12 protein-coding genes are annotated in these 15,518 nt (G+C 76.3%); 4 read left to right on the top strand and 8 right to left on the bottom strand.

Annotated features, from left to right (window positions below; genetic code table 11):
* Positions 1-16: 16 nt before the first annotated feature.
* From Q0848_RS11260 to Q0848_RS11270, 3 genes are all read right to left on the bottom strand, one after another.
* Positions 17-841: a carbohydrate ABC transporter permease gene (locus tag Q0848_RS11260; protein ID WP_366146562.1), complete on the bottom strand. Its 825-nt coding sequence runs from the start codon at positions 839-841 to the stop codon at positions 17-19.
* Between the two features lie 168 nt (positions 842-1,009).
* Entirely contained in the window at positions 1,010-2,008 is a 999-nt protein-coding gene (locus Q0848_RS11265) for a carbohydrate ABC transporter permease (RefSeq protein WP_299037576.1), read from the bottom strand.
* Positions 2,005-4,140: an alpha-galactosidase gene (locus Q0848_RS11270; RefSeq protein WP_366146563.1), complete on the bottom strand. Its 2,136-nt coding sequence runs from the start codon at positions 4,138-4,140 to the stop codon at positions 2,005-2,007. The genes Q0848_RS11265 and Q0848_RS11270 overlap by 4 nt, the downstream gene beginning before the upstream one ends.
* A 429-nt stretch (positions 4,141-4,569) precedes the next feature.
* Here Q0848_RS11270 and Q0848_RS11275 point away from each other — a divergent pair, with 429 nt between their 5' ends.
* On the top strand, positions 4,570-5,715 hold the full coding sequence (locus Q0848_RS11275) for an ROK family transcriptional regulator (protein ID WP_299037580.1): 1,146 nt from the start codon (positions 4,570-4,572) through the stop codon (positions 5,713-5,715).
* 201 nt (positions 5,716-5,916) lie between these two features.
* Entirely contained in the window at positions 5,917-6,594 is a 678-nt protein-coding gene (locus tag Q0848_RS11280) for a hypothetical protein (RefSeq protein WP_366146564.1), read from the top strand.
* Positions 6,595-6,636: 42 nt separating this feature from the next.
* Here the strand turns inward: Q0848_RS11280 and Q0848_RS11285 are convergent, their stop codons facing one another.
* A complete protein-coding gene (locus Q0848_RS11285) occupies positions 6,637-8,028 on the bottom strand; it encodes a mechanosensitive ion channel family protein (protein ID WP_299037584.1) in 1,392 nt (463 codons plus the stop codon).
* Between the two features lie 199 nt (positions 8,029-8,227).
* Between Q0848_RS11285 and Q0848_RS11290 the strand changes: the two genes are divergently transcribed.
* Complete coding sequence (locus tag Q0848_RS11290; protein ID WP_299037586.1) at positions 8,228-9,172, top strand: glycosyltransferase family 2 protein; 945 nt, start codon at positions 8,228-8,230, stop codon at positions 9,170-9,172.
* Positions 9,173-9,184: 12 nt separating this feature from the next.
* On the opposite strand, the gene Q0848_RS11295 is transcribed toward Q0848_RS11290, so the two are convergent.
* From Q0848_RS11295 to Q0848_RS11305, 3 genes are all read right to left on the bottom strand, one after another.
* Entirely contained in the window at positions 9,185-10,687 is a 1,503-nt protein-coding gene (locus Q0848_RS11295; protein ID WP_299037588.1) for a PP2C family protein-serine/threonine phosphatase, read from the bottom strand.
* 182 nt (positions 10,688-10,869) lie between these two features.
* Positions 10,870-12,228, bottom strand: coding sequence for a Na+/H+ antiporter NhaA (gene nhaA, locus Q0848_RS11300; RefSeq protein ID WP_299037590.1), 1,359 nt, complete (start codon positions 12,226-12,228; stop codon positions 10,870-10,872).
* Between the two features lie 160 nt (positions 12,229-12,388).
* Positions 12,389-14,098 (bottom strand): carboxylesterase/lipase family protein, encoded by a 1,710-nt coding sequence (locus tag Q0848_RS11305; RefSeq protein WP_299037592.1) that lies wholly within the window; start codon positions 14,096-14,098, stop codon positions 12,389-12,391.
* Between the two features lie 102 nt (positions 14,099-14,200).
* Here Q0848_RS11305 and Q0848_RS11310 point away from each other — a divergent pair, with 102 nt between their 5' ends.
* The gene (locus Q0848_RS11310; RefSeq protein ID WP_299037594.1) at positions 14,201-14,578 is read left to right on the top strand and encodes a DUF3817 domain-containing protein; all 378 of its coding nucleotides are present in this window, start codon (positions 14,201-14,203) and stop codon (positions 14,576-14,578) included.
* 64 nt (positions 14,579-14,642) lie between these two features.
* On the opposite strand, the gene Q0848_RS11315 is transcribed toward Q0848_RS11310, so the two are convergent.
* Positions 14,643-15,518, bottom strand: a complete 876-nt coding sequence (locus Q0848_RS11315; RefSeq protein WP_299037595.1) for a formate/nitrite transporter family protein — start codon at positions 15,516-15,518, stop codon at positions 14,643-14,645.

The raw sequence follows: 15,518 nt of genomic DNA on the forward strand, positions 1-15,518 counted from the left end.
AGGGGGTCGTGGTGGCTCACTTGATGCCCGAGAAGCCGATGGAGTTGACGATCTTCCTGCTGGTGACGGCGAACAGGAGCAGGACCGGCAGCGCCGCGACGAGGGTCGCCGCCATGAGGCCCGCCCAGTCGGGCGTCCCCTGCGGCGTCTGGCTGCGGAAGATGCCGAGCGCGACGGTGAGCACGCGCACGTCCTGGGCGCTGCCGACGAGCAGGGGCCAGAAGTACTCGTTCCAGGCCAGCACGTACTGCAGGAGCGCCAGCGTCGTGATGGGTCCCCAGCTCATCGGCACGATGATCCGCACGAAGGTGCCGACGTGCCCGGAGCCGTCCAGCCGCGCCGCCTCCTCCACCTCGGAGGAGATGCCGAGGAAGAACTGCCGCAGGAAGAAGATGGCGAAGGGCGTCATGAAGAAGAACGGCAGGATGATCGCCGGGTAGGTGTTCAGCAGCCCCAGGTCGCGCATGAGCAGGAAGTTCGGGAGCTGCGTGAAGATCGGCGGCACCATGAGCGCGGTCAGGAAGAGGAAGAACACCGCGTCCCGCCCGGGCCAGCGCATCCGCGCGAAGGCGTAGGCCGCCATGGCGCCGAAGACGACCTGGCCCGCCGTGATGACCGTCGCGACGAGGACGGAGTTGAGCAGGTACCGCCAGAAGCTGATCGCCGCGCCCGAGCCGCCCTGGGCCTGGGCCTCCTCCGTGGTGGCCAGGCCGAAGACGCGCTCGAAGGCGCCCGTCGTCGGCTCGACCGGCAGGAGCGACGAGGGCTGCGTGGCCAGGACGGAGCCGTCGGACAGGGCCGTCCGGAGCATCCAGTAGAAGGGGAAGAGGGTGATGGCCATGATGCCGACGAGCGCGGTCCAGGCCAGCACCCGGCCCGCGGTCGGGCGGGGCCGCCGGCGCGGGCGCACCCGCCCGCCCGGGTCCGCGCCGCCGCCGCCGGCGGTGCCGGTCGGGGTGTCGTCCGCCGCCGGTCGCGACGGCTCTGTCGTGACTGCCACAGGAGCCTCCTAGCCCAGGTCCGACTCGTTCGCGCGCGTCAGCCGGAGCTGGACGACGGCGACGGCCATGAGGATGAGGAGCAGGACGACCGAGACCGCCGAGGCGTAGCCGTAGTCGAGCCGCTGGAACGCCAGGTCGAAGATGTAGTACTGCAGGACGCGGGAGGCGTCCGCCGGCCCGCCCGCCGCGGTGACGGCGACGGTGTCGAAGACCTGGAACGAGCCGATCATCGTGATGACGAGGACGACGGCGAGCACGGGGCGCAGCAGCGGCAGGGTGATGGACCAGAACATCCGCCACTCCGAGGCGCCGTCGGTGCGGGCCGCCTCGTAGAGGTGCCCGGGGATCATCTGCAGGCCCGCGAAGAGCAGCAGCGCGGTGTACCCCATGTGCCGCCACACGTTGACGAGGGCGATGGTGGGGATGACCCACGCCTCGTCGCCGAAGAAGGCGACCGGGTCGAGCCCGACGCCGGCCAGCGCCTGGTTCACGATGCCGATCTGGGCGTCGAGCATCCAGAAGAAGACCAGCGCCACGACGACGTTCGCCACCAGGTACGGCATGACGACGACGGAGCGGACGAACGTCGACTGCGTGAGCCGGTGCATGAGCACCGCGATGGCGAGGGCGAGCACCGTCTGGACGCCGATGTTGATCGCCACGTACAGCAGCGTGACGCGCATGGCGTTCCAGAACGTCGGGTCCTCGAGCAGCCGCTGGTAGTTGGCGAGCCCGACGAAGGCGGGCGCCGAGAAGAAGTCGAAGTCCGTGAGGCTGAAGTACAGCCCGCGCAGGGTGGGCCAGAAGTAGAAGACGCCGAAGCCCAGCAGCGACGGGGCGATGAAGCCCGCGGCGACCAGGTTCTCGCGCCGCTGGCGGGCGCGGGCGCCGTCGCTCTGCGCACCCCTGCCCCCGCCCCGGCCCGGGGGCCTGGCGGGGACCGGCACCGGCCCGTCCCCCGCGGGTGACTGCGGCAGCGCCGGGCCGCTCGGGGCCGTGGAGCTCATCGCGCTCCGCCCCGGGCCGCCGGCGAGGGCACCTCGGTCACGCGCAGGAGCAGCAGCTGCTCGGGGTCCAGCGCGGGCGCCCGGAGGCCCGCGGAGGCCAGCACGGAGCCCGGCAGCACGACGCCGTCGTCCTCCGCGAGCCAGGGCGTGAGCCGCTGGCGGCGCACGCGCGGGAGGTCGCCCGGCGCCTGGGCGACCACGCGGTAGGTCGCCTCCGGGCGCAGGCCGGGCAGCCGGACGCTGCCGGGCACCGACGTCAGGGCGGTCGTCAGCTGCACGAGCGCGAACAGGGCGTCGGAGCCGTCCGGGGCCACGACGCCGTGCAGGGCGACGGCCGGGTCCCACTGGTCGGCCCGGACGACCGTGCCGGTGTGGAGCAGGCCGCGGACCTCCTGGTACAGCGACACCCAGCCCGCCAGCTCCTGGCGCTCCTCCGCGCTCGCCGAGGAGATGTCCCACTCGATGCCGAAGGAGCAGAACAGCGCGGTGCCGGCCCGGAAGGACAGGTCGTGCGTGCGCCCCGTGGTGTGCGAGTGCGGGCTGCCGACGTGGCTGCCGACCAGCTCGGGCGGCACGAGCTGGGTCGTCCAGCGCTGGATCTGCTGGCGCTCCAGCGGGTCGATGCAGTCGCTGCCCCACACGCGGTCGGTGCGCTCGAGGATGCCCAGGTCCACCCGCAGACCGCCGGAGCTGCAGGACTCGATCTCGACCTCGGGGTGCCGGCGCCGCAGCTCGTCGAGCAGGCCGTAGACGGCGAGGGTCTGCGCGTGCACGCCGGCCGCGCGCACCGGCCCGGAGCCCGCGTCGAGGAGGTCGCGGTTGTGGTCCCACTTGACGTAGCTGATGTCGTACTCGGTCAGGAGGCTGTCCAGCCGCTCCAGGATGTGCGCGCGGGCGTCCGGGTTGCCGAGGTCGAGCACCTGCTGGCGCCGGGAGAGCAGCGGCTCCCGCCCGCCCGTCCTCAGGATCCAGTCGGGGTGCGCCCGGGCGAGGTCGGAGTCGGGGTTGACCATCTCGGGCTCGAACCAGAGGCCGAACTCCATGCCGTGCGCGCGCACGGCGTCGACCAGGGGCGCGAGCCCCTGCGGCCACACGTCCTCGTCGACGTACCAGTCGCCGAGGCCCGCCGAGTCGTCCCGTCGGTGGCGGAACCAGCCGTCGTCGAGCACGAAGCGCTCGGCGCCGACCTCCGCGCCCAGGCGCGCGAGGTCGACGAGCCGGTCGAGGTCGTGGTCGAAGTAGACCGCCTCCCAGACGTTCATCACGACCGGGCGCGGCGAGCCGGGGTGCTGCTCCCGCGCGCGCAGGTCGGTGTGGAAGCGCGCGGCGACGCCGTCGAGGCCGTCCGCCGCGTGCGCGCCGTACAGCCACGGGCCGACGTACTCCTCGCCCTCGGCCAGGCGCACCTCCCCCGGCAGCAGCAGCTCACCGCCGGACAGGAGGCGCCCGCCCTCGGCGACCCGCTCGGCGCACGTCACGTGGTTGCCGCTCCACGCCGTGTGGACGGCCCACACCTCCCCGGTGCGGAAGCCGAACCCCTCCGCGCCCGCGGCGAGGACCAGGGGGGCGTCCGGGCCGGTGCGGCCCCGCCGGTTCTCCCGGCTGTGCGCTCCGACGGCGAAGGGCACCCGCTGCGGGGCGCGCTCGCGACCCCAGCGACCGGCGAGGTCGAGCAGCTCGGTCGCCGTCTCGGGCACCGGCAGCGCCGGCACGAGCCCGTCGACGACGTAGGCCTCGGCGAGGAGGTTGCGCACCGCCGCGCGGGTGCGGACCAGCCCGGAGGGGCGCAGCTCGAGCTCCAGCCGCACGGCGAGGCCGGCGTCCGCGTCCTCCCCCTCGAAGACCGCGCTCCCGCCCTGCCCCGGCCCGGAGGGCCGGACGTCCCACCGGACGAGGCGGGCCGACGGCGACCAGCCGGCGCCGTCGCGGTGGCCGCTCAGCCCGGGCCGCCCGCGCCACCCGGTCGCCATCTCCGGGAGGAGGCCGACGGGCACGTGCACGTCGAGGTCGTTGTTCACGACCTGCGGCACGGTGGCCGCCCGCAGGACCGCCAGGTCGTGCTCGGAGACCTCGCCGAGGTCCGGCCCCCAGTGCAGGACGGAGGGCAGGCGGCCGTCCTGCACGGACAGCACGACGCTGACCCCCGCGGCCCGCAGGTGCGCGAAGCCGTCGCCGCTGGTGCGCGAGGGAGGAGCCTCCGCGGGCGCGGGGTCGATCGGTGCGGTGCTCGTCACGGGGGCCTCCGGGGCGGATGTCGGGGCGGGGGGCTGGCGACCGCTGGGCGGGCCCCGGGAGGACCGGGGAGCGCGGTGGAGAGCGCAGCGGCGGACGCCGCCGGCGTCGGTGCCGGGCGGGTGTCACGGGTCTCTCGTCGTCGAGCAGGACGCTGCGAGTTCTACGTCGGAACACGAGCGCGCGTCAAGGCCCCTCCCCGCACAGGTCCGGCCATTGGCATCTGGGGTGGCGTTTCGCGGCGGAACCATCGGTGGGGCTGGTGCAGAATCGTCGGACGCACGGCGGGCGCCCGCGCCGCCACCGGACCGAGCACCGTGGGAGCCGCTGTGAGAGCGCCGCAGTGGAGCCCGCTGGAGGGCTCCTCCCTCAGCGTGGCCCTGGAGGTGCTGCGCCGGGGGCCCCTGTCCCGCAGCGAGCTGGCGCGCCGGCTCGGCCTCTCCCGCGGGAGCCTCACGCGCCTGGCGCGCCCGCTCCTGGAGAGCGGGCTGCTCGTCGAGTCCGGCGGTCCGGAGGCGTCGGGCTCGCGTCCCCTCGACGTCGCGGTCGACCAGCACCGCTTCGTCGGGGTCAAGGTGACGGCCGACGCCGTCCACGCCGTGGCGACGGACCTGCGGGCCCGGACGCTCTCCGGCGCCGAGGTGCCGCTCGCCGGCACGTCCCCGCGGGAGGTCGTCGACGCCGTCGGGGACCTGGTGGACCTCCTCCGCGCCGACGCGGCCGGGGCGCCCGTCGCCGCCGTCGGCGTCGGCGTCGGCGGCCTGGTCGAGGGCCTCGGCCGCGTCCGCAGCGCGCGGTACCTGCGGTGGGAGGACGTCGACCTCGGCTCGCTCCTGGGCGAGCGGACCGGGCTGCCCGTCGTCGTGGACAACGACGTGCTCTCCCTCGCCCGCGCCGAGCAGTGGTTCGGCGCGGCGCGCGGCTGCGACTCCTTCGCCGTCCTCACGATCGGGGAGGGCATCGGCTACGCGCTGGTCGTCCACGACCGGGTCGTCGCGGGCCCGGACGCCGGCATCGGGCTGCTCGGGCACGTGCCGCTGGCGGCGTCCGGGCCGACGTGCCCCCTCGGCCACGTCGGCTGCGCCGACGCGCTGCTGACCGTCGACGCCGTCGAGGCCCGGGCGTCCGTCGCGCTGCGCCGCCCCGTCCCCTACGCCGAGGTGCTCCGCCTCGCCTCGGCGGGAGACCCCGCGGCGGGTCGCGTCGTCGAGGACTCCGCTCGCGCGCTCGGCCGCCTCGTGGCCCTGGTCGCCAACACGACCATGCCGGAGAAGGTCGTGCTCTCGGGCGACGGCGTCGCCCTCGCCGAGGTCGGTCGCCCGGCGCTCGACGCCGCCGTGGCCGCGGACCGCGACCCCCGCGCCCGGGCGGTCGACGTGGACGTCCAGGCGGTCGGCTTCGCCGAGTGGGCGCGCGGCGCCGCCGTGACGGCGATCCAGACCTTCGTCCTCGGGCCCGGGATGCACCACTCCTGAGACCGGGTCAGAGCCCGGCGCCCCTCCCCGGCGGTCTCTGCGCGCGCGGGCGCGGGCGCCGGGCGCGTGGCAGCGTGCGCAGCCACCGGCACCGAGGAGGACACCGTGGGCGCACCCCGCGACGACGACCAGCCCGGCACGGCAGCGCAGGAGCACGCCGACCTCGACTTCTACTTCGACCCCGTCTGCCCCTTCGCCTGGATGACGAGCACGTGGGTGCGCGAGGTGGCGCGCCAGCGCGACTACCGCGTGGCCTGGCGCCCGGTCTCGCTGCGCCTGCTCAACGCCGCCGTGGACTACGACGCCCAGTTCCCGCCGGAGTACGAGGCGGGCCACACCGCGGGGCTGCGGCTGCTGCGCGTGGTGGAGCGGGTGCGCGCGGAGCACGGCGAGGACGCGGTGGCCCGCCTGCACGAGGCCCTGGGCGCCCGCGTGTTCGAGTCCGCCCCGCTGCCCTCCCCCGCGCCGGGGGAGCCCGACGTCCGCGGGACGGCGGGCTTCCTCGCCCCCGTCCTGGAGGAGCTGGGCCTGCCCGCCGCCCTGGCGGGGGCGCTCGAGGACGACCGCTGGGACGAGGTGGTGCGGGCTGGGACGGAGGAGGCCCTCTCCCTCGCGGGGCGCGACGTCGGCACGCCCGTCCTGCACGTGGACCCGCCGTCGGGGCTGGCCTTCTTCGGCCCCGTCATCAGCCGGCGCCCGACCCCCGAGGAGGCCGTCGAGCTCTGGGACCACGTGCTCGGCCTCGCGCGCTTCCCCGGCTTCGCCGAGCTCAAGCGCAGCCTGCGCGAGCTGCCCCGGCTGCCCGGCCTGGGCGTCGCCGAGGACGAGACCGGCCCCGTCGAGGACTGGCACGGCGGCAGCCGGCGCCAGCACCGCTGAGCGCACCCGTCGCCCGGAGGGGCTCCCGGGCGACCTGCGCGGCTACCGGTCGGAGGGCAGCTGGTCGCGCCAGCCGGGCGGCTCCGGCTCGGCGTCCGCGACCGCGGGCGTCTGCCCCGTGTCGTCCCGCCCGCGGGCCTCGTCGGCCCGGCGGCGGTCCTCCATCTCCTCCTCGCTCGGGCCGGAGAAGTTCTGGGCCCGGGCGAGCGCCTCGACGCTGCCGGTGAAGAGCCCGGTGTCGTACTGCCGCGCGGGCCGCTCCGGCGGCGCCCCGGCGCGCTCCGCGGCGGGCGAGGACCCGCCCCGGGGCGCCGGACGGGACGGCGAAGCCCCCTCGGCGGAGGTGACGACGCGCGTGCGCGGCAGCGCGTCGGGGGCGTTGCGCTGCAGCCAGACGACGAGCGCCTCGCGCAGGCCGGTGCGCAGGTCCCAGAGCGTGGCGCCGTCCTTGGCGCTGACGAGCGCGCGCAGGCTGATGGTGCCGCCGACCGCCTCCACGACCGTGAGGCCGGCGACGCGCCCGTCCCAGTTCTCGGTCGACTCGACGTAGCAGTGCATCTCCTCGCGCAGGCCGTCGAGGGGCACGTCCCAGTCGACGTCGAGCATGACCGAGCCGAGCACCTCGGAGTCCTTGCGCGTCCAGTTCTCGATCGGCGTGGTCGTGAAGTACGTCGAGGGCACCACGAGGCGCCGGTCGTCCCAGATGTGCACGACGACGTAGGTGAGCGTGATCTCCTCGATCCGCCCGAACTCGCCCTCGACGACCACCACGTCGTCGACGCGGATGGCGTCGGTGAAGGTGATCTGGAGCCCGGCGAACACGTTGGCCAGCGAGGTCTGCGCGGCGAGGCCGGCGACCAGGCCGACGACGCCCGCGGAGGCGAAGACCGTGGCGCCCCACTCCCGCGCGGCGGGGATGGTCAGCAGCATGGCACCGAGGGCGAAGACGACGACCACGGCGACCGTGAGGCGGCGCAGCAGCGACACCTGGGTCCGCACCCGTCGGGCGCGGCGGTTGTCCGGCCCGTCCAGCCGGTACCGGTCGAGGGTCACGTCCTCGAGGACGAACGCGACCGCGACGACCATCCACGCGACCATCGCGATGATCGCGATGTTGACCACGTGGGCGAGCGGCTCGGCCCACGACGACTGCAGGGTCGCCGCCTCGAGCACGACGCGGGCGACGACGAGGACCAGCACGACGCGGAAGGGTCGGCGCGCCCGGACCTCGACGTCGCGGACGACGCTCGAGCGCCGGCCGACCCGGCGCAGGACGGCGGTGACGACGAGGCCGACGAGGAACGCCGCGGCGACGCCGACGGCCAGGTAGCCGAGCACCGTGGTGGCCGAGGCGTCGACGATGTCCTGGGGCAGGGCGTCGCGGGTGACGGAGCTCTCCTCGGCCTCCGAGGCGAGCAGGGACGGGCGGATCACGCGGGGCCTCCTGGTGGGTTCGCGGGCGGGCTCGCGGCGACGTCAGCGGCGCCCGACCAGCGCTCTACGGTGGCCGGTCGTCCGGGGGACGTGCAAGCCCCCGGCGGCCCGCGCGCCTGGGAGGGTGCTGGCAGTCCCCGGGCGAGCGGCCGCGAGCCCCCTGGGCCCGGAGCTCCCGGGTCGCCTAGGGTCGCGGCTCGTGCCCCTGCCGACCGCCCAGCGCCCCCGGCCGTCGGCCGACCCGCGGCTCGCCGTCGTCGTCATCACCCACCGGCGCCGAGCCGAGGTGCTGGCGGCGCTGGAGCGGCTGCGCGACCTCCCCGAGCGCCCCGCCGTCGCCGTCGTGGACAACGGCTCGGACGACGGGAGCGCGCAGGCGGTCGCCGAGCAGCACCCGTGGGCGCTGCTCGTGGCGAGCCCGGAGAACCTCGGCGCCCTGGGCCGCGACGTCGGCGTCGCCGCGCTCGAGCGGGCCCTGGACCCGCCGCCCGAGCTGATCGCGTTCTGCGACGACGACACGTGGTGGGAGCCCGGGTCCCTGGCCCGTGCGGCGGACGTGCTCGAGGCGCACCCGGCGCTCGCCTGCGTGACGGCGCAGATCCTCGTCGAGCCGGGCGGCCGGCAGGACGCCATCAACGTCGAGCTGCGCGACTCCCCCGTCGAGGGGCCGGCCTGGCTGCCGGGCCCGGCGCTGGGGTCCTTCCTCGCCGGCGCCTCCGTGGTCCGCCGCAGCGCCTTCCGCGAGGTGGGCGGCTTCTCGAGGCGCCTGTGGCTGGGCGGCGAGGAGGAGCTCATGGCCTCCGACCTGGCCGCAGCGGGCTGGGAGCTCTGCTACCTGCCCGAGCTGGTGGTCCACCACCAGCCCTCGCCCGCGCGCGAGCGGCTGCGCCGGCGCCGCGACGGCGTCCGCAACACCCTGTGGTTCACGTGGCTGCGCCGGCCGCTCCCGGCCGCGGCCCGGCGCACCGCCCACCTGCTGGCCACGATCCCGCGCGACCGCACGAGCGCCGCCGGCGTGGGCCTGGCGCTGGCCGGCCTCCCGTGGGTCGTGCGCGAGCGCCGCACCCTGCCCCCGTGCGCCGAGGCCCGGTTCACGGCGCTGGAGGACAGCCAGCGCCGCTCGAGCGCCCGCCACTACGGCTGAGCGGGCCCCGGCTCAGCCGCGGCCGTCGCCGCCCACGGCCCGCGCGAGGTCGTCGGGCGTGACGACCGGCCCCGCCTCGGCCGGCCGCGGCCGGTCGTGCGGGTGCACCCGCACGGCGAGCAGGGCGACGTCGTCCTCGACGTCCGTGCCGACGTCCGCCAGGAGGCCGTCCAGCAGCTCCGCGAGCGTCGCGCCCTCGCGAGCGCGCCGCTCGACGCTCTCGCGCAGCCACGCGAGGCCCTCGCTGAGGTGCGACCGGCGCCGCTCGACCAGCCCGTCGGTGACCAGGAGGAAGACGCTCCCGGACGGCAGCGGCACGGTGTGGTCGTGGCGCGCACCGCCCGTGGACAGCCCCAGCAGGAGGTCGCTGCGCCGCTGGAGGAGCTCGGTGCGGCCGTCGGGGTGCACCAGGAGCGGCGGCAGGTGGCCGGCGCTCGACCAGCGCACCAGGTAGCCGCCGTCCTCGTCCTCCTCGAGCCGGGCGAGCACGGCCGTGGCCAGCGACCCCACGGCGAGGTCGCGCATCGCCCGGTCGAGCTCGGAGAGGACCGCTGCGGGCGGCTCGCCCAGGGCGTGCCCGATGCCGCGCAGGACGTTGCGCACCTGCGCCATGGCGATCGCGGCGCCGGCGTCGTGGCCGCTGACGTCGCCGACGACGAAGGAGGTGCCGCCGTCCGCGGTGGTGAAGGCGTCGTACCAGTCGCCGCCCACGGCCATCTCGGAGGCGGCCGGCTGGTAGCGCGCGGCCAGCTCGACGTGGTCGGGCTGCGGCAGCGGGGTGAGCAGGTCGCGCTGGAGCGCCTCCGACATCGAGCGCGCCAGCTGGCCGGAGGCGCGCTCGTCCGCCCGGGCGTGCGCCCGCTCGAGCGCCGTGCCCAGCACGCCGGCCACGAGCACGAGCCACTCCAGCAGGACCTGGTCGGCGACGACCTCGGGCACGACCTCCGCGACGAGCACCGGCCGCCGGCCGCTCGGGCGGACCCCGGGCAGCCTCAGGAGGACGCGCCGCCGCAGGTGCGGGCCCTCCCCCAGCTCCTCGACGACGACGTCGCGGTCGTCGGGGGCCAGCGGGTCGTCCGGGGGGAGCAGCGCGGGGTCGAGCAGGTCGTGCCGGGCGCTGCGGAGCACGGGCAGCGCGGCGGCGGCCAGCCCCTCGGGGTCCTCGAGGTCGGTGAGGCGGTCGGTCAGGCGCGCCAGCAGGGCCAGCCGGCGGCGGTCGACGACCTGGCGCGTCGTCTCCGCGGTGATGTCCAGGACCCCGGCCACGTCGCCGTCCGGGGTCGTCACGGGCGAGTAGGAGTAGGTGAAGTAGCACTCCTGCGAGCGCCCTCCGCGGCGCACGAGGGGCATCAGCACGTCCTCGGTCCAGGTGGGCCCGCCACCCGCCATGACGTCGGCCAGCATGGGTCCGATCACCGGCCACGCCTCCGGGAAGACCTCCTCGCACGGCCGGCCCAGCGCCGCCGGGTGCTTGTCCTCGACGAGCCCGGCGTAGGCCTCGTTGTAGAGGAGCACGTGGTCGGCCCCCCCACAGGAGCGTGACCGGGAAGCGCGTGGTGAGGGCCAGCCCGAGGGCCCCCCGGAGCGTGGCGTCCCACGTCTCCGGAGCGCCGAGCGAGGTCGACGCCCAGTCCACGGCCTCGTACAGGGGCAGCAGCGGCCCGGCCGCCGCGTAGGGGGCGCTCAGCGCCACGTCGTCACGAGTCCGCCCGCGGGCCGCTCGGGGTCGAGTCGCCCAGGCGGCGCTTCTGCAGCGTCAGGACGACCGAGGCGGCGAGCGCCGAGACGAGCGAGCCCACGAGCACCGCGACCTTGGCGCCGTCCTGGGTGTCGCCGACCTCGAAGGCCAGCTCCGTGATGAGCAGGGAGACGGTGAAGCCGATGCCGGCGAGGAAGGCGACGCCCAGCAGGTCCAGGGTCTTCAGGCCCTCCGGGAGCGAGAGCGGCGTCGCCCTCATGATGATCGCGGTCAGGCCCAGGATGCCGAGGACCTTGCCGAGCACGAGGCCGAGGACGACCGCGACGGCGACCGGCTGGGCGAGCACCGAGCCCAGGCCGCCCGCGTCGACCACGGAGACGCCGGCGGCGAAGAAGGCGAAGACGGGCAGGGCGAAGGCCGCGGAGAAGGGGCGCACCGCGTGCTCGAACCGCTCGGCGACCGAGACGTCCTCGCCGCGGCGGGCGAGGGCGGGCACGGTGAAGCCGAGCACGACGCCGGCGACGGTGGCGTGGACGCCCGACTCGTGCACCATCGTCCAGGCGACCGCCGCGGCGACCAGCATCCCCGCGAGGAGCAGGACGCGGAGCCCCGTGCCGCCGGGACGGACGCGGGAGAGCAGGGCGAAGACGACGACCGCGGGCAGCGCGGCGAGGAGCCAGAGCACCGCCAGGTCGGCCGTGTAGAAGACCGCGATGATCGTGATGGCGAGCAGGTCGTCGACGACCGCGAGCGTCAGCAGGAAGGTGCGCAGCCCCACGGGCAGTCCCTTGCCGACGACCGCGAGGACGGCGACGGCGAAGGCGATGTCGGTGGCCGTGGGGACGGCCCAGCCCTGCAGGCCCTCCGCGCCGAAGAGGAGCAGGACGACGACGTAGACGAGCGCCGGCAGCGCCATGCCGCCGACGGCCGCGATGGCCGGGACCGCCGCCGTCCGCGGGTCGCGCAGGCTCCCGGCGACGATCTCGCGCTTGAGCTCGAGGCCGACGACGAAGAAGAAGATGGCGAGCAGGCCGTCCGCGGCCCACGTCGCCAGGGACAGGTCGAGGTGGACCGCCGACGGGCCGACGACCGTCCCGGCCAGGTCGGCGTAGGCCTCGCGCCACGGCGAGTTCGCCCAGACGAGCGCTACCGCGGCCCCGAGCAGCAGGAGCACGCCGCCGAGGCGCTCGCCGGAGAGCAGGTCCCCGAGGCCCTTGCGCCCCGACGGCAGGGGGTGGGTGCCCAGGTCGGTGGGGCTCTGCGGCGTGTGGTCCGCGCGCTGCTGGTCCGCGGACCGCGGGTCCACGTGCTGGTCGTAGCGGCCCTCCGGGCCGGCTCCGGGGTGGGACGGGGTCATGGGCTCTCCTGGGGTCGACGAGGACGGTGCCGACCAGACTTCCCGGCTCACCACCCGCGCCACGGCACGGGGACTCCCGAGGGTAGAGGTCGGAGCGGGCGGCCGTCTCGCTCGCCCGGCCTGCGGGACGCCCGGCGCGGCGGGCAGGAGCCCGAGCCGGTCAGTGCACGAGCACGTCCCGGCCGCCCCAGGCCTCGCGCTGGGCCCCCTCGGGGTCGTCCACCACGCGGTCCTCGACGTCGAGGACGAGCGTGGCGCGCCGGTCGGCGTCGTAGCGGGGCCAGGGCCCCACGGCCGGGTCGGGCCGGCCGTGGGTGACGAAGTGCAGCCAGTGGCGCTGCACGCGGTCGGTGAGGTCGGCCACGCGCCCGTCGCGGTCGAGGCGCTGCAGCACCCGTCGCATGGGCGCGTACGGCCACAGCAGGTACAGCTCGACGCCGTGCGTGGCGCCGAGCCCGAAGGCGCTGGGGCCCCAGTCGACCCGGTAGCGCCAGGTCGGGCTCCTGCGGGAGTGCGCCTCGCTGTGGTGGATGCTCGGCATGGTGAAGACGAGGTGGGACCCCAGGTCGGTGAGGCCGCGCTCGTCGCGGGGGTAGGCGGCCAGGATCCGGTCGACCTCGTCGGGCTCCGCCGCGTCGTCCAGCGCCTGCGCCAGCCGCGCCCGGGTCTCGGGCAGGACGTCGCGCGCGAACGTCCGGAAGAGCGTGTGCTCGTCGCGGTTGCTCCCCGCCAGCAGGGGGATCGGCGGCGTGCTCGTCGCGTGCGCGGCCGACAGCGAGCCCGGGAGCAGGTCGTCGTCGAACCACGGCCGGGTCACCAGGCCCTGCGGCCGCGTGGCGGACACGGCGCTGACGGCCTGCAGCAGGTCCCGGGTGGACGCGCGCCACAGCCCCTCGGGCTCCTCGCGGCTCACGCCGAGCTGCGCGCAGAGCTCGCGGCCCAGCCGCGTGGCGTCCTCGCGGTCGGTGGCGATGGACAGCGCCCCGCTCTGGCAGATGGCGCCGGAGAACAGCCCCCGGGCGGCCGAGCTGGTCATGAGCAGCGCCACCGACGCCGAGCCGGCCGACTCCCCGGCGAGCGTGACGCGCGCCGGGTCGCCGCCGAAGGCCTCGACCTGGTCGCGCACCCACTCCAGGGCGAGCACCTGGTCGCGCAGGCCGAGGTTGCTCGGCACCCGCTCGGGGTCGACGCCGCCGCCCCCGGGCCGGGTGCGGGCGACGACGTCCGCCAGGTCGACGAAGCCGAAGGCGCCCAGGCGGTAGTTCACGCAGACGACGACCACGTCCCCGCGGGCGGCCAGCACCGAGCCGTCGTACTCCCCCGAGCTGCCGCTGCCGAAGGCCCCGCCGTGCACCCACACGAGCACGGGACGCCGGCGCCCGTCCTCGGCCGCGCCGGCCGGCGCGTGCACGTCGACGGTCAGGCAGTCCTCGGTGCGGCGCCCGCTCGTGCCGAGGACGAGGCCCAGCGGCCCCGGCAGGACGGGCACGACCTGCGCGCACGCGGGACCGGGCCCGGTGGCCTCGCGCACGCCCGTCCACGGCTCGTGCGGCACGGCCGCCGCGAAGCGGTGCTCACCGACCGGGGGCCGGGCGTAGGGGACGCCGCGCCAGGAGTCCGCCTCGCCGTGCGGCGTGCTGCGCCGCACGCCCCGCACCGACCCGGTGGGCGGGTGCGCCACGACGTCGGGACCCCCTCGGCGCCCCCCGGCCAGGGGCAGGCCCGGGAGGCCGGGCAGCCCCGACCGGCGGGGCGCGGTCCCGCCCTGCTCGGGACCGGTCGCCTCGGGCGCGGCCTCGGCGGGACGCGGGTGGTCGGGCGCGCCCTCGGGCGACTCGTCCGAGCGGGCGGAGGAGGGGCCGGTGATCACCCGCCCAGGGTCGCGGCACCCCGCGGCGCGCACCACCCGGACGGGGCGACCGCCGCACGGGGCTCCCAGCCGGCGCCCAGGTGGCTCCTGGGACCCTGGGGCATGCCCGCGATCCCCGCGCCGCCGTCGTCCCCCCGCTCGCGAGCCCGCATCCGCACCGCCTTCCGCGTCCTCGCGGTCGTCGAGGCGCTGACGTGGGCGGGGCTGCTGGCCTCGATGGGGTGGCACTACCTCCTGGACGGCAGCCGCCACGGCATCGAGGTCTTCGGCAGCCTCCACGGCGGCGCGTTCCTGCTCTACGGCGCGGTGGCGCTGCTCACGTGGGCGGTGCAGCGCTGGTCGTCCGGCGTCGGGCTGCTCGCCCTGCTCGCGGCCCTCCCGCCCGGCGGCACCGTCGTCTTCGAGGTGTGGGCGCAGCGCCGGGGTCTCCTCGACGACCGCCCCGGCCCCTCCTCGGCCAGCGCCCGCACCCGCCCCTGAGGGTCGGCCGGTCCGACGGGTGCACCGCGCCCCCGGGGCGCCCCGCCGGGCGGGGGCGCCGCCGTCAGTGGTCGCCGGTGCCGGGCGCGGCGGCGGGGGCGTCGGCCCCGCCGTCGGGCGTCGTCGGCGCCGGCGCGCCCCGCAGGTGCAGGAACCAGTACGCCAGCGCGACGAAGAGGACGCCGCCGACGGCGTTGCCCATCGCCGCGAACACCCAGTTGCCGAGGATGTCCCCCCACCCGATGCCCGGGGTCCCCGCCCACCGCGCCGCCGGCAGGAAGAACATGTTGGCCACGACGTGGTCGAAGCCGAGGGCCACGAACGCCGTGATGGGGAAGAAGATGGCCAGGACCTTGCCGCCGATGTCCTCGGCGGACAGGGACATCCACACCGCCAGGCAGACCAGCCAGTTGCAGCCGATCGCGCGCAGGAACACGGCGGCGTCGCTCTCCTCCACCGCCTTCCCGGTGGCGATGGCGGACAGCCGCTCGAACGACGCGGCGGCCGCGCCGCCCTCGACCGCGTCCGGTCCGCCGATGACGCCGCTCTGCACGGCCAGGAAGTAGGCCACGAACAGGGCGCCGAGGAGGTTGCCGACCAGCACGACGGACCAGTTGCGCCCCAGGCGCAGCAGGGTGGCGCGCCGGGTCAGCACCGCCAGCGGCAGCAGCGCCATGTTGCCCGTCAGCAGGTCGGCGCCGGCGACCAGCACGAGCACCAGCCCGAGGGTGAACACGACACCGGTCATGAGGGTGGCCATGCCGCCCCAGATCTCCCGGTCCATCCCGGCGCTGACGTCGACGGCCAGCAGCCCGGCGAAGGCGATGTACGCCCCCGCCAGGAACCCGCTGACGAGCATCTTGGGGACGCTCATCCGCGCCTTCTTCGCCCCGGTCTCGGCGGCGAGGACGGCGATCTGGTCAGGTGTCTTGAACGCCAC

It is taken from the genome of uncultured Pseudokineococcus sp., assembly GCF_947495735.1.
Taxonomy (GTDB): Bacteria; Actinomycetota; Actinomycetes; order Actinomycetales; family Quadrisphaeraceae; genus Pseudokineococcus.

What these genes read in the sequence shown, in the direction of transcription:
- Q0848_RS11260 (WP_366146562.1), bottom strand. Translation starts at nt 841, where the DNA reads ATGGCCATCACCCTCTTCCCCTTCTACTGGATGCTCCGGACGGCCCTG.
- Q0848_RS11265 (WP_299037576.1), bottom strand. Translation starts at nt 2,008, where the DNA reads ATGAGCTCCACGGCCCCGAGCGGCCCGGCGCTGCCGCAGTCACCCGCG.
- Q0848_RS11280 (WP_366146564.1), top strand. Translation starts at nt 5,917, where the DNA reads ATGACGAGCACGTGGGTGCGCGAGGTGGCGCGCCAGCGCGACTACCGC.
- nhaA (WP_299037590.1), bottom strand. Translation starts at nt 12,228, where the DNA reads ATGACCCCGTCCCACCCCGGAGCCGGCCCGGAGGGCCGCTACGACCAG.
- Q0848_RS11310 (WP_299037594.1), top strand. Translation starts at nt 14,201, where the DNA reads ATGCCCGCGATCCCCGCGCCGCCGTCGTCCCCCCGCTCGCGAGCCCGC.